We start from the raw sequence: 22,566 nt of genomic DNA, 5'->3' as shown, positions 1-22,566 counted from the left end.
TTGCGCCACCAACCGGCCGGAAAGGCTCAGATGGGGCGGCTACCGTACTTGCTGTCGGGCTTCTTCGGCGGGTCGGCGACCACGTTCGGCTCGACTTCCTGTACCTTGCCGCCACGCGCCAGGAATTCTTCCATGGCCCGTGCCAGCGCATCGCGATCCTTCTGCTTGGCTTCGATGCTGGGCATCTCGTCGACGTCCGCAGCGCTCTTGGCCTTCTTGCCGGAAGCCACCACCCGGTCGCTGCCGTCATCCTCCTCACTCGCCGCTTCGTCGGCGGCGTTCAGCTCTTCGCCGTCCTCCTCCTCACCCGCTTCCAGCTCTTCCTGTTCCAGTTCTTCATCGCTCATATTCGACCTCACGGCTTGGGTACAGCAGGTTGGTTTATAGTCCCGCCAGCGGTCGCCTCGACCCTGGCTCGTGGACACTGCAAATCGATGGGCGATCCCAGCTCTGAGAGCTACGCCGGAAAAATCAGTTCCCCTGGCCTTGCAGCGTGGCCAGGACGCGACGCGCACCGCCCCGCTCGCGATGCTCGCCGAGGTAGATGCCCTGCCAGGTCCCAGCGCCAGGCGCCCGGCCGTCACCGGCAGGAGCAGTTGGCAGCCCAGCAGGCTGGCCTTGAAGTGCGCCGGCAGATCGTCCGGCCCCTCGTAGTCGTGCTCGTAGCCAGCGTCGCCCTGGGGCACCAGGCGGCTGAAGAAGCGTTCGAAATCGCGCCGCACCGCCGCATCGGCATTCTCGTTGACGGTCAACGAGGCCGAGGTGTGCTGCAACCAGAGGTGCAGCAGCCCGATCCGGCAGGAGGCAAGCTCCGGCAGGCCGGCCAGCAGCTCGTCGGTCACCAGGTGGAAACCACGCGGCCGCGGACGCAGGGTGACGATGGTCTGTTGCCACATCTGCCACAGCTCCAGGGTTGTGCCGCGGGAATTCTAGCGCGGCGCGGAAAAAAGCAAAGGGCGCCGATGGCGCCCTTTTGACGGCTTGCGACCCTTGCCGCGGCAAGAGCGCAGCGAAGACGCGGTCGGATCGCTCCGGCCGCTGTCCTCACTCAGAGGTTGTAGCCGCGCTCGTTGTGCAGGGAGAGGTCGAGACCGATGGTTTCCTCCTCGTCGCTGACGCGCAGGCCCATCACCCGCTCGATCACCTTGAGGATCGCGAAGGTGACGACGCCGGTGTAGATCACGGTGAAAAGCACGCCCTTGATCTGGATCCACAGCTGGCTGGCGATGCTGTCCACCTCGCCGAAGCCGCCCATGGCCGGCGCCGCGAACAGGCCGGTCAGAATCGCGCCGACGATGCCGCCGACCCCGTGCACGCCGAAGGCGTCGAGGGAGTCGTCATAGCCGAAGCGGCGCTTCACGGCGGTGGCGCAGTAGAAGCAGATCGCACCGGAAGCCAGGCCGATCACCAAGGCGCCCATCGGGCCGGCGGTGCCGGCGGCCGGGGTGATCGCCACCAAGCCGGCGACCACGCCGGAAGCGATGCCCAGGGCGCTCGGCTTGCCGTGGGTCAGCCACTCGGCGGCCATCCAGGCCAGCGCCGCGGCGGCGGTGGCGATCTGGGTCACCAGCATGGCCATGCCAGCGGTGCCATTGGCGGCGATCGCCGAGCCGGCGTTGAAACCGAACCAACCGACCCACAGCATGGCCGCACCGATCAGGGTGTAGCCCAGGTTGTGCGGGGTCATGGCGACGCCCGGGTAGCCCTTGCGCTTGCCCAGCACCAGGCAGGACACCAGACCGGCGACACCGGCGTTGATGTGCACCACGGTGCCGCCGGCGAAGTCGAGCACGCCCCAGTCCCACATCAAGGCACCGTTACCGCTCCAGACCATGTGCGCGATCGGCGCGTAGACCAGCAGGAACCACACCGACATGAACACCAGCATCGACGAGAACTTCATGCGCTCGGCGAAGGCGCCGGCGATCAGTGCCGGGGTGATGATGGCGAAGGTCATCTGGAAAGTGATGAAGACGCTTTCGGGGAAGGTGCCGACCAGGCTGTCGGTGGTCAGCCCGCTGAGAAAGGCCTTCTCCAGACCGCCGACGAAGGAGCTGAAGTTGAGCACGCCCTCTTCCATGCCGGTGGTATCGAAGGCCAGGCTGTAGCCGAACAGGACCCAGATCACGCTGATCAGGCCGGTGATGGCGAAGCACTGCATCATCACCGAGAGCAGGTTCTTCGCGCGCACCATGCCGCCGTAGAACAGCGCCAGACCGGGTACGGTCATGAACAGCACCAGCGCCGTGGCGGTCAGCATCCAGGCGGTGTCGCCGGAATCCAGCGTGGCCTCCTGGGCGCTGGCCGCGATGGGCAGGAAGAGAGAGAAAAGGGCAGCAAGCCCTGCGCTTTTGCGCAGCGTCATTGATTATCTCCTGGGGGCGGGGGATCGTAGGCTCAGATCGCGTCGGTGCCGGTCTCGCCGGTACGGATACGAATGGCCTGTTCCAGATTGACGACGAAAATCTTGCCGTCACCGATCTTGCCGGTGTTGGCGGCCTTGGTGATGGCCTCGATGACATGGTCGAGCTGGCTGTCTTCGATGGCCACGTCGATCTTCACCTTCGGCAGGAAGTCGACTACGTATTCCGCCCCCCGATACAGCTCGGTATGGCCCTTCTGCCGACCGAACCCCTTGACCTCGGTGACGGTGATGCCCTGCACCCCAATTTCCGACAGCGATTCGCGTACGTCGTCCAGCTTGAACGGCTTGATGATGGCAGTGACTAGCTTCATGAAACGTATCTCCGTGTAGTGGACTTGCCCCAGGAATAGACGATCCCGATTCAAGTTTAAGCGCAGTGTCTGGCTTTCGCGTGGCCGCCTAGGGCCGGCCCGCTCGACGGCATCCGGCCAATGCCTCAGGGTGCCATGCCTTCGCAAAGGCAAAAATCATACCGCCAACGCCAAACGGCCAAAACCCCTAACGGCGATATGGTTATGGAACTTTTGCAGGATAGGCCGCGGGAAAATGCCGCACCCGCCAGGTGCGCAGCCGGCGGCACACCTGCACGGAAAACGTGCGCGACACCGCTCAGCAGCCGCGCCGATGCCCCGTGATACACTGGCGGCCGACCGATTCCGGAACCGCACCATGCTGCCGCCCAAAGCCCTGTTCGACACCCTCAGCACCCACGCCTCCCGCCTGTTCAGCGGCGAGGCGCCGCTCCCGCCCCGCGAACTCGAGGCCCAGCTCAAGGCCTTGCTGCAGAGCGCCTTCAGCAAGCTCGACCTGGTCAGCCGGGAGGAATTCGACAGCCAGATGGCCGTCCTCGCCCGCACCCGTGCCCGCCTGGAGGCGCTGGAAGCCAAGGTCGCCGAACTCGAAGCACGTCTGGGCGAACAGCCTCCCGCCCCGCCCGCCGCCTGAGCGCGCGGGGAATGCGATCAAGGAGCGATCCATGTCCCTGGCCATCGTCCACAGCCGCGCCCAGGTGGGCGTCGAGGCGCCCGCCGTCACCGTCGAGGCGCACCTGGCCAACGGTCTGCCGGCGCTGACCCTGGTCGGCCTGCCGGAAACCGCGGTCCGCGAGAGCAAGGACCGCGTGCGCAGCGCCATCCTCACCTCCGGCTTCGACTTCCCGGCGCGGCGCATCACCCTGAATCTGGCGCCCGCCGACCTGCCCAAGGACGGCGGACGCTTCGATCTGGCCATCGCCCTCGGCATCCTCGCCGCCAGCGAGCAGCTGCCCGCCGAGGCCCTGGGCGGCCTGGAATGCCTGGGTGAGCTGGCCCTCTCCGGCAGCCTGCGGCCGATCCAGGGCGTACTGCCTGCCGCACTGGCCGCCCGCGCCGCCGGACGCACCCTGGTGGTGCCGCGGGCCAACGCCGAAGAGGCCAGCCTGGCTTCGGGGCTGAACGTGCTGGCGGTCGACCACCTGCTGGAGCTGGCCGCCCACCTGAACGGCCAGGCCCCGCTCCCGCCCTACCGAGCCCAAGGCCTGCTGCGCCAGGCGCCGCCCTATCCCGACCTGGCCGAAGTGCAGGGCCAGGCCGCGGCCAAGCGCGCCCTGCTGGTGGCTGCAGCGGGCAGTCACAACCTGCTGTTGAGCGGCCCGCCCGGAACCGGCAAGACCCTGCTGGCCAGCCGCCTGCCGGGCCTGCTGCCGCCTTTGGACGAGCACGAGGCGCTGGAGGTGGCGGCTATCCATTCGGTGGCCGGTGCCGCCCCGCTCGCGGCCTGGCCACAACGGCCGTTCCGCCAGCCCCACCACAGCGCTTCGGGACCGGCGCTGGTCGGCGGCGGCAGCCGGCCACGTCCCGGCGAGATCACCCTGGCCCACCAGGGCGTGCTGTTTCTCGACGAGTTGCCGGAGTTCGACCGCAAGGTGCTGGAAGTGCTGCGCGAACCCCTGGAAAGCGGCGAGATCGTCATCGCCCGGGCCAGCGACAAGGTGCGTTTTCCGGCGCGCTTCCAGTTGGTCGCGGCGATGAATCCCTGTCCCTGCGGCTACCTGGGCGACCCTGCCGGCCGCTGCCGCTGCACCCCGGAGCAGGTCCAGCGCTACCGGGCCAAGCTGTCCGGCCCATTGCTCGACCGCATCGACCTGCACATTGGCGTCGCCCGCGAGGCCACCGCCCTGGGCGCACCGCGCCTGGACGGTCCTGATACCGCCAGCGCCGCCGCCCAGGTGGCAGAGGCTCGCACTCGCCAACGGGCCCGTCAGGGTTGCCCCAATGCGTTCCTCGACCTGCCCGGTCTGCACCAATACTGCGCACTTGGGGACGAAGATCGCCAGTGGCTGGAGCGCGCCTGCGAACGCCTCGGCCTGTCGCTGCGCGCCGCCCACCGTATCCTCAAGGTGGCGCGCACCCTGGCCGATCTGGAAGCGGCGCCGGACATCGCCCGCGCCCACCTGGCCGAAGCCCTGCAGTACCGGGCCAGCAGCGCCTGAGCGGGAAGAGCCCGGCATTCCCGTAGGAGCCGGCTCCTACGGGGGAACAAGCCCCTCAGCCGCGCTCGCCCAGCTTGCCCACCAGGCCGCGCAGGGTTTCCTGCAGGTCGGCGGGCATCAGCACCACCTTGGCGTTGCCGCTCTGGGCGAGCTTCTCCAAGGAAGCGATGTATTTCTCGCCGAGCAGGTACAGCATCGGCCCGGGCTCGCTGCCGAGCGCGCTGGTCACCCGGCGGATCGACTCGGACGAGGCCTCGGCCAGCAGCACCTGGGCGTTGGCGTCGCGGCGCGCCGACTCCAGGCGCGCCTCGGCCTCGAGGATCGCCGCCTGCTTCTCGCCTTCGGCCTTGGTCACCGCCGCCTTGCGCTCGCGCTCGGCGGCCGCCTGCAGCTCCATCGCCCGCTGCATCGACTCGGACGGCTTGATGTCCTGGATCTCCACCGACTTCACCGTCAGCCCCCAGTCCACCGCCTCGTCGGCGATGCTCTCGCGCAGCCGCGCCTTGATCTTGTCCCGCGACGACAGCGCCTCGTCCAGCTCCATCTCGCCGACGATGGAGCGCAGGGTGGTCATGATCAGGTTGCGGATCGCCTCGGCGAAGTCGGTGACCCCGTAGACCGCCCTGACCGGGTCGGTGACCTTCACGAAGGCGATGGCGTTGGCGAGGATCACCGCATTGTCGCGGGTGATCACCTCCTGCTGCTGCACGTCGAGGATGATGTCCTTGGTCACCAACTTGTAGGCGACGTTGTCCAGGAAGGGGATGATCAGGTTCAGCCCCGGCCGCAGGGTCACGTGGTAGCGCCCCAGGCGCTCCACGACCCACTCCTCGCCCTGGGCCACCAGACGCACGCCCTTGGCGATGGTGATGAGGACGAACGCGAGCACCGCGATCGCCACTGCCAGTCCCGCACTCATGGGTTGCTCCTTGTTCTTTTCCGAAAGGTCAGGCCCTGGCCACCTTGACGTAGCTGCCCTCGATCGATACCACCCGCACCCGCTCCCCCGCGGGGATCGCCGACTCGGCCAGGCAGACCCATTCCTCGGCGCCGAGGATCGGCTTCGGGAAACGCACCCGGCCGCGCTCGAAGGGCGCGACGGCAGCGACCAGCAGGCCCACCTCGCCGATCGCCTCGCCGGCCGCCGTGCCGATCCGCGTCGTCTGCCGTCCGGGCCGGAACATGCCGAACCACAGCGCGGTCATCGCCAGCGAACTCAGGGCCCACAGCAGCAGCTGCGCGGTCAGCGACAGCTCGCCGGCCAGCAGCAGCGCCCCCGCCACCAGCAGGGCGCCGAAGCCGAACCAGATCACGAAGAACGCCGGTATGGCCAGTTCCAGCAGGATCAGCACGATCCCGCCGACGACCCAGTGCCACCACTCCATTGCCCTTCCTCCTGCGCGCACAGCCTCTACATGAGGCCGACCAACGATATTAACTGGCCATCACTCCCAGCAACAGGATGTCGCGTTGCGGGATGGTCTTGATCGAGCCCCCAGTCAGCGATTCAGGGCCTCGTGCAGGTAGTCGGTGAAGGCGCGAACCAGCGCCGAGGCCTGACGATGCTGCGGATAGACCGCATAGACCTTCGTCGGCGGTCCCTGGAAGGCTTCGAGCACCGGCACCAGCGTGCCCGCGGCCAGCTCCGGGCCGACGATGAAGGTCGGCAGCCAGGCGAGGCCGAGCCCGGCGAGGGCGGCGTCGCGCACCAGCTCGCCGTTGTTGACCCGGTAGCGGCCACGCACGCCGACGCGCTCGGGCCGCCCGTCGCGCCAGTAGCTCCACTCCACCCCCTTGCCGTGGCCGTAGAGCAGGCAGTCGTGCTCGCGCAGCTCCGCCGGCGCCTGCGGCGCACCGCGGCGAGCGAGATAGGCGGGACTGGCGCAGGTGACCATCTGCTGCGGAGCCAAGGCGCGGGCGATCAGCGTGGAATCGGTGAGCTCGCCGATGCGCACCGCCATGTCGTAGCCCTCCTCGAGCAGGTCGACCCGCCGGTCGCTCAGGTCCAGCTCGACGACGACCTCCGGGTAGCGCTCGAGAAAGCCCGGCAACAGGCGACCGAGATGCAGGGTGCCGAAGGACATCGGTGCCGACAGGCGCAGCGTGCCCCGCGGCGTCGCCCGCAGCTGCAGGATGGCCTGCTCGGCCGCCTCCACGTCGTCGAGGATCTGCCGGGCCCGCTCGCAGTAGAGCAGCCCCAGTGGCGTGACGGCGAGCCGGCGGGTCGAGCGGTTGAGCAGGCGCACGCCCAGCCTTGCCTCCAGGCCCATCAGCCGGCGGCTGACGAACTGCTTGGACAGCCCCAGCGTCTCGGCCGCGGCGGTGAAGCTTCCGCCGTCCACCACGGCGACGAGCAGACGCATGTCCTCGAGCTGGTTCATTGTCTCTCCTGAGTAGACGATATTGCGCTTTTCGGCATCTTAATCGAATCGCAAGGAGACACTAGTCTGTACTCACGGCACACGACATTGCCCTCACCGACCAGGAGACACGGATATGACCCTTTCGACCCCGACCGCCATCCACACCACCACTGCCTTCGCCGGCCGCGCCCTGCTGAGCTCGCTGTTCATCGTCAGCGGCCTGGGCAAGGCCGCCGCCCCGGCCGCCACCCTCGGCTACATCGGCAGCACCGGTATGCCCTTCCCCACCCTGGCCCTGGCGGCCGCGCTGCTGATCGAGCTGGGCTTCGCCACGGCGTTGCTGGTCGGCTATCGCACCCGCTTCGTCGCCACCGTGATGGCCGGCTTCACCCTGGCGACCGCCCTGGCCTTCCACAACCAGTTCGGCGACCAGAACCAGTTCATCCACTTCCTGAAGAACCTGGCGATCGCCGGCGGGCTGCTGCAGGTGGCCGCCTTCGGCGCCGGCGCCCTGAGCCTGGATGCCTACCGCAACCGCCGCAGCGCCCACGCCTGACACTTCCCGCCCGGCTCCGGCCGGGCCGTCCCGACCGAGGAATCCGCCATGCACACCCACGAACTGCGCCGCTCCAGCGCGCGCGGCCAGGCCGACCACGGCTGGCTGCAATCCCGCCACAGCTTCTCCTTCGCCGACTATCACGACCCCGAGCAGATCGGCTTCTCCGACCTGCGGGTGATCAACGACGACCGTGTCGCCGCCGGCCAGGGTTTCGGCCGCCACCCGCACCGGGACATGGAGATCCTCTCCTACGTGCTCGACGGTGCCTTGGAGCACCAGGACAGCCTGGGCAACGGCTCGCTGATCCGCCCGGGCGACATCCAGCTGATGAGCGCCGGCACCGGCATCGCGCACAGCGAGTACAACGCTTCGCCCCGCGAGCCGGTGCACTTCCTGCAGATCTGGATCGTCCCGGCCATCCGGGGCGTGACGCCGGGCTATCAGCAGCAGCGCTTCGCCGCCGAGGACAAGCGCGGCCGGCTGCAGTTGATCCTCTCGCCGGACGGCGAGCAAGGCTCGCTGCGCCTCCACCAGGACGTCCGGGTCTACGCCGGGCTGTTCGACGGCGCGGAACGGGCCAGCCTGGAACTCGGCGGGCAGCGCCACGCCTACGTGCACCTGGCGCGCGGCGCGCTGAGCGTCAACGGCCAGCGCCTGGAGGCTGGCGACGGCCTGCGCATCCGCCATGCCGAGCGCCTGGAGTTCGCCGACGGCGAACGGGCCGAGGTGCTGGTCTTCGACCTGCGCCCCAACGAGCTGCCGCAGAGGCCGTGAACGGCGGCGGGCACGGGTGTCGGGGCGGCCCGCCGGATCGGCGGAGCGGAGCCCGCTGAAAAGGTGCCGGCCGGGGCTGCTAGAATGCCCGGCCGTCCCGTCCCGCGAGGCCCGCCATGTCCCGACTCAACCCGCGCCAACAGGAAGCCGTGACCTACGTCGGCGGCCCGCTCCTGGTGCTCGCCGGCGCCGGCTCCGGCAAGACCAGCGTGATCACCCGCAAGATCGCCTACCTGATTCAGCAGTGCGGCATCCAGGCCCGGCACATCGTCGCCATGACCTTCACCAACAAGGCCGCCCGCGAGATGAAGGAGCGCGTCGGCACCCTGCTGCGCGGCGCCGAGGGCAAGGGGCTGACCGTCTCCACCTTCCACAACCTCGGCCTCAACATCATCCGCAAGGAGCACGCGCGGCTCGGCTACAAGCCCGGCTTCTCGATCTTCGACGAGGGCGACATCAAGGCCCTGCTGACCGACATCATGCAGAAGGAGTACGCCGGCGACGACGGCGTCGACGAGATCAAGAACCATATCGGCGCCTGGAAGAACGACCTGATCCTCCCCCAGGAGGCGCTCGACAAGGCGCGCACGCCCAGGGAGCAGACCGCCGCCGTCGTCTACCTGCACTACCAGCGCACCCTCAAGGCCTACAACGCGGTCGACTTCGACGACCTGATCCTGCTGCCGGTGAAGCTGTTCCAGGAGCACCCGGACGTCCTCGAGAAGTGGCAGAACCGCATCCGCTACCTGCTGGTCGACGAATACCAGGACACCAACGCCAGCCAGTACCTGCTGGTGAAGCTGCTGGTCGGCATGCGCCACCAGTTCACCGTGGTCGGCGACGACGACCAGTCGATCTACGCCTGGCGCGGCGCGCGCCCGGAAAACCTCATGCAGCTCAAGGAGGACTACCCCTCGCTGAAGGTGGTGATGCTCGAGCAGAACTACCGCTCGACCAGCCGCATCCTGAAGTGCGCCAACGTGCTGATCGCCAACAACCCCCACGTGTTCGACAAGCAGCTGTGGAGCGAGATGGGCCACGGCGACGAGATCCGCGTGATCCGCTGCCGCAACGAGGAAACCGAGGCCGAGCGGGTGGCCATGGAGATCCTCACCCTGCACCTGAAGACCGGCCGGCCCTACAGCGACTTCGCCATCCTCTACCGCGGCAACTACCAGTCGCGGCTGATGGAGCTCAAGCTGCAGCACCACCAGATCCCCTACCGCCTCTCCGGCGGCACCAGCTTCTTCGCCCGCCAGGAGGTGAAGGACCTGATGAGCTACTTCCGCCTGCTGGTCAACCCGGACGACGACAACGCCTTCCTGCGGGTGATCAACGTGCCGCGCCGGGAAATCGGCTCGGCGACCCTGGAGAAGCTCAGCCACTACGCCGGCGAGCGCAACCTCTCGCTCTACGAGGCCGCCGGCGAGCTGGGCCTCGCCCAGCATCTGGACAGCCGCTACTGCGAGCGCCTGGCGCGCTTCACCCGTTGGATGGACGGCGTGCGCCGGCAGTGCGCGCAGAACGATCCGATCGCCGCCCTGCGCAGCATGGTGATGGACATCGACTACGAAAACTGGCTCCGCCAGAACGCCTCCAGCGACAAGGTCGCCGAGGCGCGCATGGGCAACGTCTGGTTCCTCGTCGAGGCGCTGAAGAACACGCTGGAGAAGGACGAGGACGGCGAGATGACCATCGAGGAGGCCATCGGCAAGCTGGTGCTGCGCGACATGCTGGAACGCCAGCAGGAGGAGGAGGAAGGCGCCGAGGGCGTGCAGATGCTCACTCTGCACGCCTCCAAGGGCCTGGAGTTCCCCCACGTGTTCATCATCGGCGTGGAGGAGGAGATCCTCCCCCACCGCTCCAGCATCGAGGCCGATACCATCGAGGAGGAGCGCCGCCTGGCCTACGTCGGCATCACCCGCGCCCGGCAGAACCTGGTGCTGACCTTCGCCGCCAAGCGCAAGCAGTACGGCGAGATCATCGACTGCGCGCCCAGCCGCTTCCTCGCCGAACTGCCGCAGGACGACCTGACCTGGGAAGGCCAGGAGGATGCGCCGGTGGAGGCCAAAGCGGCGCGCGGCAAGAATGCGCTGGCCGATATCCGGGCGATGCTCAAGCGCTGAGACCGCCGGTCAGCGCCAACCCCGCCGACCGAGCCGCTGTCCTGGGTCGACAAGAGTCGGGGCGTGTTCGCGCCACCCGTGCAGCGGGCGAGCGCCCGGTCCAGTCCCTGAACTGCACCGGCTCCGGACAGTCGTAGCTATCATCCCCCTCGCCAGGAGGCACCATGCGCGCCACGCTGTCCGCAGCCTTGCTGCTCGCCCTCGCCGCTCCTCCTGTTTCTGCCGCCAGTCTTTCCTGCCGCGTGATCGAGGTGGCCGACGGCGACGCCTTCACCTGCCTGACCGACGCCGGGAAACCCATCCGCGTCAAGCTGGCGGAGATCGACAGCCCCGAAGCCAAGCAGCCCTATGGCGACAAGTCCCGGCAGATGCTGAACGAGCTGGTGCTGGAAAAGCAGGTGACCCTCGACGTGCAGGACACCGACCGCCGCGGTCGCGCGGTGGCACGGGCCCAGGTCGGCACGCGCGATATCAATGCCGAGATGGTCAGCCAGGGCGGCGCCTGGGTCTATCGCCAGCACAGCGATGACCGGAGCCTCGCGTTGCTGGAAAGCCAGGCCAAGGCGGACAAGCGCGGCTTGTGGAGCCTTCCCGAGGCAGAGCGCGTTCCCCCCTGGGAGTGGCGCGCCCTCGGCTGGAACGAGCACCCGGCACCGAGCGAAACCAGTCCGGCCTCGCTCTCCGAAGCCCCGGCCGCCAACGGCTTGCGGTGCGGCGGAAAACGCTTCTGCAAACAGATGAGCAGCTGCGACGAAGCCAAATTCTATGTGGAGAATTGCGGGCCGCGCAGCCTCGATGGCGATCTCGACGGCGTGCCGTGCGAGTCGCTGTGCAAGTAGATCGCCGGCCTGACGGCGAAGGCGCCGCCGACGGGCAGCCCCGCGCCACGCGGGGCGCGTCGTCTCACCAGCCCTTCACGTACTCCTTGCGCTGCGCCCGCAGCCAGGCCCGGTCCTGCTCGGCGCTCTGCAACAGCACGCGCTGCCGGTACAGGCCCAGGCGTCGCCTGCGCTCGTCGGCCGAGAGGCTGTCCCACCCGTGGAAGAGTCCTGCGTCATCGGCCACCGCCTTGCTGCCCGCCGGCAGACGCGCGCGAGCGGATCGCCCGGCCCAGCAGCCCATGCACAAACCGGCCGCGAACAGGCCGCCCCACACGAGCAAGATATAAAGAATGAAAGTGAGCATCATCGCTTTGCCCTCCCTGGCATGCTTGAGAGGGCCAACCTAACAAGCAAGCGCGCTTGTCAATATGATTTGGCGCAAGACAACAGCCCCGAACGGCTTTTTGCTCCAGCCAGCCGCACACCCTCGACCAGGCCCTTCCCGGCTCGGCAAGTCTCGTCCGCTGCCGGCTCAGCCGCCGTTGCCGGCGGGCATCAGTCCCTTTTCATTGGCCGTACTGACGCACCAAAGATCTCACGCAAGCCTTGTATTGGGGCAGCGTCTGTGCATCGGCCACCACCATGCGACTGAGCGCGCAGTCTTCCAGGGCGATGTCCAGTGCCACATCCATGTGGCGCTGCGCATTGTCGCGATAGAGGCTCGAGCAGGCGTACGGGACGCCGACGACGCTCACGATGAGGCCCACCAGCCGCAAGAATCGCATCCAGCTCCGGGGGTCGTCGGCCCACTCGACCAGGGCCTCGAAAAAAACCACAACCGGCTTCAATTGCACGCCTCCTTTCGGGACTTCCCGAATCCTCCTTGAGCTCCCAGCGGAACCCACGATATTCACGCAAGAAATTGGCCATCCTCCCCATGGGGGATTGCAGGGCGACGCACGGGGCCGGTTTCCCGCCAGCGAGGTTCAGGCCTTACGCCGCAACTCCCGGGCCTGCTTCAATTGCAGGTCGGCATAGCGGCGCAGATAGGCGGCGACGAGGCCCAGCCCACGCTGCTCCAGGTCGCGGGCCAGCCGGTAATTCTCATGCCCGCGCTGGTCGAGTTGCCGGGCCTTGGCCTCGGCGGTGTCGTTCGGTACAGAGGTCATACTGGGCTCCGCAGACGCCGCCGCCTGCAGCGATGAGGCGGCCATGGTGGTCGGGGATGACCGCTTCGCTCACAGCGTCCCGCAGCGCACGATGGTCAGGGTGCCAGGATGAAAAAGCTCCGGATCCCTGGTGGCGCACAGAGCCTCGGCAGCCTTCTGCCCATCATGCAAGCGCGCCGCCAGGGTCCCGAACGGCAGCGGAAGTCGAGACGAACGGTATGCCAACCACAGGAGCGCTCGTCGCGTCTTCGCCCGCCGCCAGCCGGCCCGCTCCTACTGGCGTAAAACCTCGGCGCTTCAGCCAGGCACCGCCCCCGCCCAGGCTTAACCCCTCCACCCTGTAAGCCATTGCCTACAACGGCTTGCGAACCTTGCGGCTTTATTCGAAGCGGCCACCGCACTACAGTCGCCTCCGCGCTGTGGCGGATCGACGCAGGCAGGCCGGGATGGCCGCCGGGCGCTTCGCCAGCATGCAGTTCAGCGGAACAGGTCATGGAATGAACCAGGCATCACCGAAACAGGGACGTCCTCACTCGCCGCCTCCTACCCGGTCAAGTAACCCTCCTGGACACGCGCAAGCCTGCAGCACCATCGCGTGCGGGTAGGGCCTTGCCACCGACGGACAGAAGAAACGCGGGCCGAACGTTTCAGCGACCTCCCGGCCCGCCATGCTCACGAAGATCGACGAATAGAATAAAAATGATGAAAGCCAGTGCCATGTCCCAATCGTTCACCCGCCGCTTCCAGGTTCGGGATATTTCCGCCCAGTATGGCGGCCCGACCTTCGACCTCGTTTTCCACGACGCCGAAAGCAGCGTCGTACGCTACTCGGAAGCCGTATGGGACTCGGAAGCCCAGGCGCGGGTCGAAGCAGAACGACTCGAAGCGTCCCACGTCTGCCCCGTTCACTGGGAGGTGTCGTAAGCAACCCCCTCCCCGTTCTCGGCGCCTTCCATTCCCGCCGTCCCGCCAGCGGCACAGCCACCCACGGCTCGCCGCGGTAGACGCCCGAACTGCCGCGGGCGGCCCAGCAGGCTGGCAGGAGTCGCCTCCTGCCGGATCCGCTCCGGCAGTCCCGCCGCCAAAACTCTTTCCCGCCTTTGCACTCCATTCAAGACAGGAAGCCGGCCTGCCCTGCCGTCGCAGGCCGTGCCTCGGGTCATCGCGCTGCGCACCTGTCGAGGAAATCAGTCATGCAAAATGGTACCGCCCTGATCGTCGGCGTCACCGGCATCTCCGGATACAACCTGGCCAAGGTCCTGGTCGCCAGCGGCTGGACCGTCTACGGCCTGGCGCGCCAGCCGGCCGCGGTGGAGGGGGTGATCCCGCTGCCGGCCGACCTGCTCGATGCCACCGCCACAGAGAACGCCCTGCGCGGCCTGCCGATCACCCATGCGTTCTTCTGCACCTGGACGCGCCGCGCTACCGAGAAAGAGAACGTCGAGGCCAACGGCGCGATGATGCGCAACCTGTGCACGGCGCTGGCAGGAGCCCCGCTGCAGCACATGGCCCTGGTGACCGGCACCAAGCACTACCTCGGCGCCTTCGAGCACTACGGCAGCGGCAAGGCCGAGACGCCGTTCCGCGAGAGCGAGCCGCGCCAGGCCGGCGAGAACTTCTACTACGCCCTGGAGGACCTCCTCTTCGCCGCCGCCGAACAGCACGGCTTCACCTGGAGCGTGCACCGCTCCCACACCATGATCGGCCCGGCCAAGGGCAGCAATGCGATGAACATGGGCGTGACCCTGGCCGTGTACGCCTCGCTGTGCAGGGAAACCGGCCAGCCCTTCGTCTTTCCCGGCTCGCGGGCGCAGTGGGACGGCCTCACCGACGTCACCGACGCCGGTCTGCTCGGACGCCAGCTGGAATGGGCGGCGCTCTCGACGGCGGCACGCAACCAAGCGTTCAACACGGTCAACGGCGACCTGTTCCGCTGGCGCAGGATGTGGGGCGAGATCGCCGCGTTCTTTGGCCTGGAGGCGGCGCCCTACCCCGACCGGCCGATGCCGCTCGAGGCGCGCCTGAAGGACACCGCCCCGCCGGTCTGGGACGAGATGGCGACCAAGTACACCCTGGTCGAGGCCGACGTGAACAAGCTGGCCTCCTGGTGGCACACCGACGCCGATCTCGGCCGCGAGTTCGAATGCGTGAACGACATGAACAAGAGCCGCGAGCTGGGCTTCCTCGGCTACAAGGACAGCCGCGCCTCCTTCCTCGAACTGTTCACCCAGCTCAGGGCCCAGCGGATCATTCCCTGATGAACTCCGCGCCCCGCCGGACGGTCGATCACGGTCGATCCGTAGCAGGATCGACGACGAAGGGGTGGGCTGCTCCATGGGAAAGTCGAAGACATGGATCATCGGCGCGGGCCGGCGGCCTGGCGGACAACGACGCAGCCGCCGGTGCCGGCCATGACCACTCCGCGCCTGCCCTCCGTCGACCGCCTGGCCAACCGCCATGGCAGCCGGGTGCGGCGCATGTTCAACCTGAACGGCACGGTGCTGCACACCAACCTGGGCCGGGCGCTGCTGCCGGAGAGGCCATCGAGGCGATCATCCGCTCTGCCCGCCATCCGCTCAACCTCGAATTCGACCTGGCCAGCGGCAGGCGTGGCGACCGCCGAACTGGTGAACATCGCCCACGCGCACGACTTGCCGCTGCTGGAGGACCTGGGCAGCGGCACCCTGGTCGACCTGACCCTCTGGGACCTGCCGCCCGGGCGCAGAGGCCACCCGCGGGCTGATGCCGCTGGTGGCGGCGGCCCTGCAGCTGGCCTGGGTGCGTCTGGCCCGAGCGCTGCCGCGCCCGCCGGAACGCCCTGGCCCGGAGGCCCAGGCGCTCTGCCCCTGCTGCGGCTCGGCACCGCTGGCCAGCGTGGTCCATATCGAGCCGCAGCGCAGCGGCGTGCGCTACCTGCATTGCAGCCTCTGCGCCACGGAATGGCACCTGGAGCGGGTCAAGTGCAGCGTCTGCGGGCGCGGCGGCAAGCTCCTCTACCTGGGCCTGGAGGACGAACGGGGCAAACCGTTCCTGCCGACTCAGGCGGAAGCCTGCGGCGATTGTGGGCACTACCTCAAGCTGGTGCCGCGCGAGCTCGACGCCCGCGCCGAGCCGCTGGCCGACGATCTGGCCAGCCTGGCGCTGGACGTGGCCCTCGCCGAGCAGGGGGACTACCAGCGCAGCGGCTACAATCCCCTGCTGATCGCCGGCGAATAGCCCGCGCCGCCACGCCTCCAGTGGCTTTCGCGCGGCCGGCCCGGGCCTATCCGCCACGGCGCTTCTCAGTCAGGGACAACGAGGAAACGAAGATGCACAAGAACGATCTGCCGGGCTGGCTGCTGGCCGTCGGGCTGGGACTGGTCGCCCCCTTGGGGATGGCGGCACAGGACGAGGTGACCCCGGCGCAGGTGGTGGCCGCTCTCGAGGACACCTTCGGGGTGACGCCGGGCGAGCGGCGCAACCACATCAAGGGCACCTGCGCGCTCGGCGAGTTCGTCGGCCAGCCCGCCGCGGCCAGCTGGTCGCGCTCGGCGCTGTTTTCCGGGCAGCCCGTGCCGGTCGTCGCGCGCCTCTCGCTGCCGGGCGGCAACCCCAGGATCGCCGATACGGCCAAGAGCGTGCGCGGCATGGCCCTGGAGTTCCGCCTGCCCGGCGGCGCCCTGCAGCACATGACGATGATCAACACACCGGTCTTCGGCGCGGCGCACCCCAAGACCTTCCTCGACCAGATCGTCGCCCAGAAACCCGACCCGGCCACCGGCAAACCCGACCCGGCCAGGCTCGAGGCCTTCCGGGCCAGCCACCCGGACAGCCGGGCGCAGGCGCAATTTCTCGCCACGCACAACCCGCCGCCGAGCTTCGCCAACAGCAGCTACTTCGGCATCCACACGTTCAAGTTCGTCGACGCCACCGGCAAGACCACCCTGGTGCGCTGGCGCTTCGTGCCCGAGGACGGGGAAAAAAGCCTCTCCGACGAGGAGCTGAAGAGCTTGCCGGCCAACTTCCTCGAGGAGCGGCTGATCCAGCGCACCGCCCAGGGCCCGGTGCGCTGGGACATGCTGGTGAGCATCGGCCAGCCCGGCGACCCGGAGAACGATCCGACGGTCGCCTGGCCGGAGCAGCGCGAGCAGGTGAAGGTCGGCACCCTGACCCTGACCGCGGCGATGCCGCAGAAGGGCGCTGCCTGCGAAAAGATCAACTTCGACCCGCTGGTGATGGCCGAAGGCATCGCCCCGACCGACGATCCGATCCTGCGCTTTCGCTCCCCCGCCTATGCGGTGTCCTTCGCCAAGCGGCAAAGCGGACAATGAGCTGCGGGTAGACCCATCCCCGGCGCAGCGAGCGCACCGACGACAGCCAGCTCAAGAGCCTGCGCCGTAAGCTGGACGCCGCCTGTCAGGAGGGCAGCCCAAGCCACCCGATGACGGAGGCGGCCACCAGCTGGCGTGGTAGACCGACAAGGCAAATCAATATCTGAACGCCATTATTCCGCGACACAGGAGTGTCCTTCCCGGCAGGCCGAACAAAATGAAAATTTCCGCTGGAAGATCGCACGATGCTCGAAAGTTACCGACAAATACCTGTTATTCCCCAGGTAGATAGCAGAATGGAATTTTTTGCTTCCATCCTGCCATCTTTGTCTAAAATCAGGAGCAGAGTGCCAGCCAATGGCCGCCTCCGCAGCGGAGGCGCCAGGCTGGCTCTGACGCGGTAGGGGGTGGCAGCCCCCTGCCGCACGCTTGAAATCACTTCGAGGCGTTGCGGAGTTTTCGCGGAAGCTGTCGCACGACGTTGAAGCCAAAGCCACACCCGCAGCGATGCGGGGCCGGAAAGCCCAGGGTCTTGCTCAGGCAAGACAGCCAGGCCGCCTCTCCCAGCATGCGACGAGCACGTCGGTCGATCCGTATCGATAGGACTGGAACTGCCACTTCAGTGGACGAAGTTCCCAAAACCTCCATCGAGCAGGAGCCTGACCATGGGCACCATTTTCGACGAAATCCTCATCACAGATGTCACCATCGACGAAAGCGACGGGCTGCAGACCAGCGGCGTCGCCACGGCCACCGAGGACAATGACGACGACGACATACTGCTGAGCTCCATCGCCACGCTGCTCGGCACCCTGGACACCCTGGGCGCTCCCGCCGCCGGCGACGCCATCGAGGCGGCGCAGAACCGGGTGCTGACCTTCCAGGACGGCGTGGACCCGGACATCTCGTTCAGCCTGGCCGGCGGCGTCAGCGCGCTGGCGAGCGGCCTGACCACCACCGCCGGCAGCGACCCTATTACCCTGGTCCGGATCAACGCCACCACCCTCTTCGGCTATGCCAACTATGGTGAGCCGGACGCACGGGTCGCCTTCGCCTTGGTCCTGGAGAAGATCGAACCGACCGTCGGCGATCCCGGCGGCGCGCGAGTCACCATCGTCCAGTACGAGGCGATCGAGCATCCCAATGACACGTCCTTCGACGAGGCCGTCGACCTCACCGGCCTGGTGTTCGTCGATGCGGCCGAGACTCTTCAGTTCGACGACTTCTCGTCGGCACCGGCCGGGCAGAACCTCTGGACCGCGGTGAGCGACAGCGGCGGCGGCAGCGAACAGATCCTGGTGACCGGCCTGCGCCTCGGCGTCGACACCGTCAACACCCGCGCCACCAGCCTCGGCAGCAACAACCAGTCGATCGAGGCCGGCGAAGGCCTGGTCTTCGACTTCGTCAGTGGCCAGACGGCGCCGACCTCGACGACCGCCAAGAACACCGACAACATCAACTTCACTGCACGGGAAGAGGGCACCGAAGGCAGCTTCACCCTGGTGCAGGTCGGCGGCAGCCAGACCAACCGGGTGGCCGCCAGGGTCACCGCCTACGACTCCAGCGACTCGGCCAAAGCCTTCCAGGATGAAGCCATCAGCGGTGTGGTGCAGACCATCGTCGCCGTCGAGGTGTGGAACGGCAACACGCTGGTGCGCAGCTGGGACGGCACTACGGCCACCGGCAGCGACGCGAACGTCGGTTTCTCCCGCGAAAGCGGCGGGGTGAAGATCACCGGCTTGCTCGAGGGCTATCAGGTCAAGTTCTTCGTGGCCGACGTCGACGGCGACGACACCGGCAAGCTCGACCGCTTCAGCGTGGTGAACGTCAGCACCAGCGGCGGCAACAAATCCTTCGACCTCGGCAACATCGGTCTCGGCAACCAGAAGGCCGACTCGGTCGAAATCGGCAGCCACCTGAACTTCGAGGACGACGGCCCCAGCGCCGATGCCGCCCTCGGCAGCGGCGCGGTCACCCACGACGAAACCGCCGGTCTCGACGCCGATGCCGACGACACCAGCGCCCTGGGCGTCGCCGCGCTGTTCGCCGGCGTCGCCAGCGTCAGCACCGACATGACCGCCGCCTATGCCCAGGGCAGCGCCTCGGTGATCGACCCCACCGGCAGCAGCTACGGCCAAGACGAGGAAGGCGCCACCACCGCCTACTCGCTGGACGTCTCCGCCGCCGGCGTCGACTCCGGCCTCGACACCACCGACGGCCAGAGCATCCTGCTCTACAAGGAAGGCGACCTGGTGGTCGGCCGCATCGGCAGCAGCGCCGGTGCGGCGGCCTTCGCCGTGGCCATCGACGCCGACAGCGGCGTGCTCAGCCTCGCCCAGTACGCCTCGCTCTGGCATGCCGACGACAGCGACCCCGACGATGCGATGTCCATCGCCAATGGCGCCCTGCTGGCGGTGGTCACCGTCACCGACGGCGACGACGACGTCGCCAGCGACTGGCTGGCCATCGGCGACCGGGTCGCCTTCGAGGACGACGGGCCGACCGCCAGCGCCGCCCTCGGCAGCGGCGCGGTCACCCATGACGAAACCGCCGGTCTCGACGCCGATGCCGACGACACCAGCGCCCTGGGCGTCGCCGCGCTGTTCGCCGGCGTCGCCAGCGTCAGCACCGACATGACCGCCGCCTATGCTCAGGGCAGCGCCTCGGTGATCGACCCCACCGGCAGCAGCTACGGCCAGGACGAGGAAGGCGCCACCACCGCCTACTCGCTGGACGTCTCCGCCGCCGGCGTCGACTCCGGCCTCGACACCACCGACGGCCAGAGCATCCTGCTCTACAAGGAAGGCGACCTGGTGGTCGGCCGCATCGGCAGCAGCGCCGGTGCGGCGGCCTTCGCCGTGGCCATCGACGCCGACAGCGGCGTGCTCAGCCTCGCCCAGTACGCCTCGCTCTGGCATGCCGACGACAGCGATCCCGACGACACCATCAAGATCGCCAACGCCGCCCTGCTGGCGGTGGTCACCGTCACCGACGGCGACGCCGACGTCGCCAGCGACTGGCTGGCCATCGGCGACCGGGTCACCTTCGAGGACGACGGACCGCAGTCCATCGATCCGGAGCACGGTACGGTTTCCAACGCAGCCGGTGCGTCCGGCACCTTCGCGCTGGACGAGGACCTGCTGCCGGCCGACTTCGCCGACAACTACGGCGAAGACGGCCCGGAAACCGCCTATGGCGGCGTGGTGTTCGTCGGTACCGATGGCAGCGCCCTGGAGGATACCGACGGCAACGCCCTCACCTCCGGTGGCGTGGCGATCACGCTCAGCGGCTTCGGCACCAACGTCCTGACCGCCTCGGCGAACGGCTCGACGGTGTTCACCGTCACCCTGGATGGCGCCACGGGCCAATACACGGTGGACATGGAGGCCAAGGTCGACAACGGATCGATTTCGTTCGATAACTTCGGCTCGGGCGGCGCCGGTCTGCGCTACTGGCTCGGCGTGGCCGGCACCGAGGATGCCAGCCGGGATCTGTTGGTCACCGCCGGCACGCCGGGCAGCAGCACGGTCAACAACGACGCGGACGACATCGCCACCGGCAACCAGTGGATCGATCCGAGCGAGCTGATCCGCCTCGACTTCGTCAATGGCCTCAACACCACCAGCGGTTCCTCCAATCTCAACGACATCCCCATCTCCAGTCACTATCTGGCGAACGATGTCGGCTTCACCGTCATGCAGACCAAGGCGAACTCGCTGGTGGATGTGCAGATCAGCGCCATCGACGCGGCCCGTAATATCGACGGCACGGACGGCACCTCGGTGGCTTCGGACCTGACGGCCGGCACGCAGGACACCATCACCTCGGTCTCGGTGCTCGACGGAACGACGGGGCTCAAGACCCTCTACGAGCGAAGCGCTGCGATCCAGGACGGCAACGCATGGCGGTCCGGCGACGGCAAGGTGCTCTGGGACAGCGGCACGGACGGCAATGCGTTGAACGACAATCCCTATGTGATCGTCTTCAACATCGATGCACCCGAGTCGACGACCCGCGACCAGGTCTTCGTCAGCACGGCGAGCGGCTTCAGTCGCCTGTTGATCCAGAACGTCGACGCCAACAACCAGCATGCGCTGGCCATCGGCGGCTTCGATATCGGTGGAGATGCGGGCGATCCCGTCGAACTCGCCTTCGACGTGAACGTGGTGGACGGCGATGCCGATACCGCGGTCGGCCTGGTCGGCGTGACCCTGGAGCCGGCTCCGCTGGTCTGACCCCAAGACCCCGGGCGCCCGCCGCCCGGCAACGACGCTGGCCGGCGGTGGCTCGTTCCACCGCCGGCCTCTTTTTGTCCGCTCTTTCGCCCGCCCGCGCTGCCCTGTAGTGTGCCTCGGTCGGTTTTCCCGGCGGACCGTGCGGCGGCCCGCGGCTCATTCGAGGCAGTGTCATGGAGCAGTTGAAGCAAAAGATCCGCGAGCACGGCAGCGTGCTCTCCGAGCAGGTCCTGAAGGTGGATGCCTTCCTCAACCATCAGGTCGATCCGCCGCTGATGCAGGCGATCGGCCGGGAGTTCGCCCGGCGCTTTGGCGACCAGGGCATCGACAAGGTGCTCACCCTCGAAGCCTCGGGCATCGCCCCGGCGCTGATGACCGCGCTGGAGCTGGGCGTGCCGCTGGTCTTCGCCCGCAAGCACCGCTCGCTGACCCTGACCGACAACCTGCTGACCGCCCGGGTCTATTCCTTCACCAAGCAGGTGGAGAGCACGGTGGCCGTGTCCGCCAGCCACCTGGCGGCCGGCGAGCGGGTGCTGATCGTCGACGACTTCCTGGCCAACGGCCAGGCCGCACTGGGGCTGGCATCCATCGTCCGCCAGGCCGGGGCGCACCTGGTCGGGATCGGCATCGTCATCGAGAAGTCCTTCCAGAGCGGGCGCGGGGCGCTGGAGGAACAGGGCTACCGGGTCGAGTCGCTGGCGCGCATCGCCTCGCTGGCAAGCGGCCAGGTCAGCTTCGTGGAGTGAGCAGAAACGACGAAGCCGCCCGCAGGCGGCTTCGTCTTCGGCCAGGTGGCGATCAGAGACCGGACATCTTGCCGATGGCGGCCTTCAGCTCGTCGTCCGAGCAGTCGGCACAGGTGCCTTTCGGCGGCATGGCGTTGAGACCGGCGACTGCCGACTTGAGCAGGCCGTCGAGGCCGCCCTTGGCATCCGCGCGGGCTTTCCAGGCGGCGCCGTCGCCGATCTTCGGCGCGTTCAGCAGACCGGTGCCATGGCAGGCGTTGCAGTGCTTGGTGACGATTTCGTCGCCACTGCGCGCCGCACCGCCGGCGGTAGCGGCAACGGCGCCGACGCCCTTGCATTCCTGACCGGCTATGCAGACTTCGCCGACCGGCTTGAGACGCTCGGCGATTTCCGCATCGGTCGCGGCCTGGACACTCGCCGCCCACAGGGACAACACGGCGACCGGTGCCGCCAACATCTTGATCAGATTCACCCTTACCCCCCTCATCGTGGCTGGTTACGTGCGCCCGCGGCCACGGGTTTTCGCGAGCGGGCGGGAGTATAACCCCAAGGCGTGCAGGGCTGAAAC

21 protein-coding genes, 3 pseudogenes and 1 riboswitch are annotated in these 22,566 nt (G+C 67.9%); of the genes and pseudogenes, 13 read left to right on the top strand and 11 right to left on the bottom strand.

Annotated features, from left to right (window positions below):
- Positions 1–26: 26 nt before the first annotated feature.
- The 4 genes and pseudogenes from sutA to glnK all read right to left on the bottom strand — a co-directional run bounded on the left by sutA (position 27) and on the right by glnK (position 2,736).
- Positions 27–347: a dormancy-specific transcriptional regulator SutA gene (gene sutA / locus Atro_RS15630; RefSeq protein WP_497923686.1), complete on the bottom strand. Its 321-nt coding sequence runs from the start codon at positions 345–347 to the stop codon at positions 27–29.
- A gap of 124 nt (positions 348–471) precedes the next feature.
- Positions 472–896: pseudogene (locus Atro_RS15625) on the bottom strand (secondary thiamine-phosphate synthase enzyme YjbQ).
- A 152-nt stretch (positions 897–1,048) separates the two neighbouring features.
- Positions 1,049–2,365 (bottom strand): ammonium transporter, encoded by a 1,317-nt coding sequence (locus Atro_RS15620; protein WP_497923684.1) that lies wholly within the window; start codon positions 2,363–2,365, stop codon positions 1,049–1,051.
- 32 nt (positions 2,366–2,397) lie between these two features.
- Complete coding sequence (gene glnK, locus Atro_RS15615) at positions 2,398–2,736, bottom strand: P-II family nitrogen regulator (protein WP_012703245.1); 339 nt, start codon at positions 2,734–2,736, stop codon at positions 2,398–2,400.
- 358 nt (positions 2,737–3,094) lie between these two features.
- On the opposite strand from glnK, the gene Atro_RS15610 reads away from it, so the two are divergent.
- Entirely contained in the window at positions 3,095–3,370 is a 276-nt protein-coding gene (locus tag Atro_RS15610; protein WP_497923682.1) for an accessory factor UbiK family protein, read from the top strand.
- Positions 3,371–3,401: 31 nt separating this feature from the next.
- Positions 3,402–4,895 carry a YifB family Mg chelatase-like AAA ATPase gene (locus tag Atro_RS15605; RefSeq protein ID WP_497923680.1) on the top strand — a complete coding sequence of 498 codons (1,494 nt, stop codon included), beginning with the start codon at positions 3,402–3,404 and terminating at the stop codon, positions 4,893–4,895.
- Positions 4,896–4,950: 55 nt separating this feature from the next.
- Here Atro_RS15605 and Atro_RS15600 read toward each other — a convergent pair whose 3' ends face one another.
- The 3 genes from Atro_RS15600 to Atro_RS15590 form a co-directional block, all read right to left on the bottom strand.
- Positions 4,951–5,814 (bottom strand): SPFH domain-containing protein, encoded by an 864-nt coding sequence (locus Atro_RS15600; RefSeq protein WP_497923678.1) that lies wholly within the window; start codon positions 5,812–5,814, stop codon positions 4,951–4,953.
- Between the two features lie 28 nt (positions 5,815–5,842).
- Positions 5,843–6,280 (bottom strand): NfeD family protein, encoded by a 438-nt coding sequence (locus Atro_RS15595; protein WP_497923676.1) that lies wholly within the window; start codon positions 6,278–6,280, stop codon positions 5,843–5,845.
- Positions 6,281–6,394: 114 nt separating this feature from the next.
- A complete protein-coding gene (locus Atro_RS15590; RefSeq protein WP_497923674.1) occupies positions 6,395–7,276 on the bottom strand; it encodes a LysR family transcriptional regulator in 882 nt (293 codons plus the stop codon).
- Between the two features lie 115 nt (positions 7,277–7,391).
- Here Atro_RS15590 and Atro_RS15585 point away from each other — a divergent pair, with 115 nt between their 5' ends.
- From Atro_RS15585 to Atro_RS15570, 4 genes are all read left to right on the top strand, one after another.
- Positions 7,392–7,814, top strand: coding sequence for a DoxX family protein (locus tag Atro_RS15585; RefSeq protein WP_497923672.1), 423 nt, complete (start codon positions 7,392–7,394; stop codon positions 7,812–7,814).
- A 48-nt stretch (positions 7,815–7,862) separates the two neighbouring features.
- Positions 7,863–8,591: a pirin family protein gene (locus Atro_RS15580; protein ID WP_497923670.1), complete on the top strand. Its 729-nt coding sequence runs from the start codon at positions 7,863–7,865 to the stop codon at positions 8,589–8,591.
- Positions 8,592–8,707: 116 nt separating this feature from the next.
- Positions 8,708–10,717: a DNA helicase Rep gene (gene rep, locus Atro_RS15575; RefSeq protein ID WP_497923668.1), complete on the top strand. Its 2,010-nt coding sequence runs from the start codon at positions 8,708–8,710 to the stop codon at positions 10,715–10,717.
- 164 nt (positions 10,718–10,881) lie between these two features.
- The gene (locus Atro_RS15570; protein ID WP_497923667.1) at positions 10,882–11,556 is read left to right on the top strand and encodes a thermonuclease family protein; all 675 of its coding nucleotides are present in this window, start codon (positions 10,882–10,884) and stop codon (positions 11,554–11,556) included.
- Positions 11,557–11,620: 64 nt separating this feature from the next.
- Here Atro_RS15570 and Atro_RS15565 read toward each other — a convergent pair whose 3' ends face one another.
- From Atro_RS15565 to Atro_RS15555, 3 genes are all read right to left on the bottom strand, one after another.
- Positions 11,621–11,905, bottom strand: a complete 285-nt coding sequence (locus Atro_RS15565) for a hypothetical protein (RefSeq protein ID WP_497923665.1) — start codon at positions 11,903–11,905, stop codon at positions 11,621–11,623.
- Between the two features lie 199 nt (positions 11,906–12,104).
- Positions 12,105–12,386, bottom strand: a complete 282-nt coding sequence (locus Atro_RS15560; protein ID WP_497923663.1) for a hypothetical protein — start codon at positions 12,384–12,386, stop codon at positions 12,105–12,107.
- 138 nt (positions 12,387–12,524) lie between these two features.
- Positions 12,525–12,707, bottom strand: coding sequence for a hypothetical protein (locus tag Atro_RS15555; RefSeq protein ID WP_497923661.1), 183 nt, complete (start codon positions 12,705–12,707; stop codon positions 12,525–12,527).
- Between the two features lie 699 nt (positions 12,708–13,406).
- Between Atro_RS15555 and Atro_RS15550 the strand changes: the two genes are divergently transcribed.
- The 7 genes and pseudogenes from Atro_RS15550 to Atro_RS15520 all read left to right on the top strand — a co-directional run bounded on the left by Atro_RS15550 (position 13,407) and on the right by Atro_RS15520 (position 21,998).
- Entirely contained in the window at positions 13,407–13,631 is a 225-nt protein-coding gene (locus Atro_RS15550; protein WP_497923659.1) for a hypothetical protein, read from the top strand.
- Positions 13,632–13,900: 269 nt separating this feature from the next.
- Positions 13,901–14,965: an SDR family oxidoreductase gene (locus tag Atro_RS15545; protein WP_497923657.1), complete on the top strand. Its 1,065-nt coding sequence runs from the start codon at positions 13,901–13,903 to the stop codon at positions 14,963–14,965.
- 180 nt (positions 14,966–15,145) lie between these two features.
- Positions 15,146–15,327: pseudogene (locus tag Atro_RS15540) on the top strand (L-seryl-tRNA(Sec) selenium transferase); the annotation flags it as partial.
- 92 nt (positions 15,328–15,419) lie between these two features.
- Positions 15,420–15,923 (top strand): annotated as a pseudogene (locus tag Atro_RS15535) (formate dehydrogenase accessory protein FdhE); the annotation flags it as partial.
- A gap of 92 nt (positions 15,924–16,015) precedes the next feature.
- On the top strand, positions 16,016–17,017 hold the full coding sequence (locus tag Atro_RS15530) for a catalase family peroxidase (RefSeq protein ID WP_497923655.1): 1,002 nt from the start codon (positions 16,016–16,018) through the stop codon (positions 17,015–17,017).
- Positions 17,018–17,499: 482 nt separating this feature from the next.
- Positions 17,500–17,579, top strand: a riboswitch (cyclic di-GMP riboswitch).
- 103 nt (positions 17,580–17,682) lie between these two features.
- Positions 17,683–21,252 carry a DUF5801 repeats-in-toxin domain-containing protein gene (locus Atro_RS15525; RefSeq protein ID WP_497923654.1) on the top strand — a complete coding sequence of 1,190 codons (3,570 nt, stop codon included), beginning with the start codon at positions 17,683–17,685 and terminating at the stop codon, positions 21,250–21,252.
- A gap of 173 nt (positions 21,253–21,425) precedes the next feature.
- Complete coding sequence (locus tag Atro_RS15520) at positions 21,426–21,998, top strand: xanthine phosphoribosyltransferase (RefSeq protein WP_497923652.1); 573 nt, start codon at positions 21,426–21,428, stop codon at positions 21,996–21,998.
- Positions 21,999–22,050: 52 nt separating this feature from the next.
- Here the strand turns inward: Atro_RS15520 and Atro_RS15515 are convergent, their stop codons facing one another.
- The gene (locus tag Atro_RS15515) at positions 22,051–22,470 is read right to left on the bottom strand and encodes a c-type cytochrome (protein ID WP_497923648.1); all 420 of its coding nucleotides are present in this window, start codon (positions 22,468–22,470) and stop codon (positions 22,051–22,053) included.
- Positions 22,471–22,566 lie beyond the last annotated feature (96 nt).

The sequence above is a fragment of the Azotobacter tropicalis genome, assembly GCF_059739045.1.
Note: the sequence above shows the minus strand (reverse complement) of the source record. Positions and strands in the feature narration are given on the sequence as shown.

Coding starts and splice junctions, on each gene's coding strand:
- sutA (WP_497923686.1), bottom strand. CDS start 347: ATGAGCGATGAAGAACTGGAACAGGAAGAGCTGGAAGCGGGTGAGGAG.
- Atro_RS15620 (WP_497923684.1), bottom strand. CDS start 2,365: ATGACGCTGCGCAAAAGCGCAGGGCTTGCTGCCCTTTTCTCTCTCTTC.
- glnK (WP_012703245.1), bottom strand. CDS start 2,736: ATGAAGCTAGTCACTGCCATCATCAAGCCGTTCAAGCTGGACGACGTA.
- Atro_RS15610 (WP_497923682.1), top strand. CDS start 3,095: ATGCTGCCGCCCAAAGCCCTGTTCGACACCCTCAGCACCCACGCCTCC.
- Atro_RS15605 (WP_497923680.1), top strand. CDS start 3,402: ATGTCCCTGGCCATCGTCCACAGCCGCGCCCAGGTGGGCGTCGAGGCG.
- Atro_RS15600 (WP_497923678.1), bottom strand. CDS start 5,814: ATGAGTGCGGGACTGGCAGTGGCGATCGCGGTGCTCGCGTTCGTCCTC.
- Atro_RS15595 (WP_497923676.1), bottom strand. CDS start 6,280: ATGGAGTGGTGGCACTGGGTCGTCGGCGGGATCGTGCTGATCCTGCTG.
- Atro_RS15590 (WP_497923674.1), bottom strand. CDS start 7,276: ATGAACCAGCTCGAGGACATGCGTCTGCTCGTCGCCGTGGTGGACGGC.
- Atro_RS15585 (WP_497923672.1), top strand. CDS start 7,392: ATGACCCTTTCGACCCCGACCGCCATCCACACCACCACTGCCTTCGCC.
- Atro_RS15580 (WP_497923670.1), top strand. CDS start 7,863: ATGCACACCCACGAACTGCGCCGCTCCAGCGCGCGCGGCCAGGCCGAC.
- rep (WP_497923668.1), top strand. CDS start 8,708: ATGTCCCGACTCAACCCGCGCCAACAGGAAGCCGTGACCTACGTCGGC.
- Atro_RS15570 (WP_497923667.1), top strand. CDS start 10,882: ATGCGCGCCACGCTGTCCGCAGCCTTGCTGCTCGCCCTCGCCGCTCCT.
- Atro_RS15565 (WP_497923665.1), bottom strand. CDS start 11,905: ATGATGCTCACTTTCATTCTTTATATCTTGCTCGTGTGGGGCGGCCTG.
- Atro_RS15555 (WP_497923661.1), bottom strand. CDS start 12,707: ATGACCTCTGTACCGAACGACACCGCCGAGGCCAAGGCCCGGCAACTC.
- Atro_RS15550 (WP_497923659.1), top strand. CDS start 13,407: ATGATGAAAGCCAGTGCCATGTCCCAATCGTTCACCCGCCGCTTCCAG.
- Atro_RS15545 (WP_497923657.1), top strand. CDS start 13,901: ATGCAAAATGGTACCGCCCTGATCGTCGGCGTCACCGGCATCTCCGGA.
- Atro_RS15530 (WP_497923655.1), top strand. CDS start 16,016: ATGCACAAGAACGATCTGCCGGGCTGGCTGCTGGCCGTCGGGCTGGGA.
- Atro_RS15525 (WP_497923654.1), top strand. CDS start 17,683: ATGGGCACCATTTTCGACGAAATCCTCATCACAGATGTCACCATCGAC.
- Atro_RS15520 (WP_497923652.1), top strand. CDS start 21,426: ATGGAGCAGTTGAAGCAAAAGATCCGCGAGCACGGCAGCGTGCTCTCC.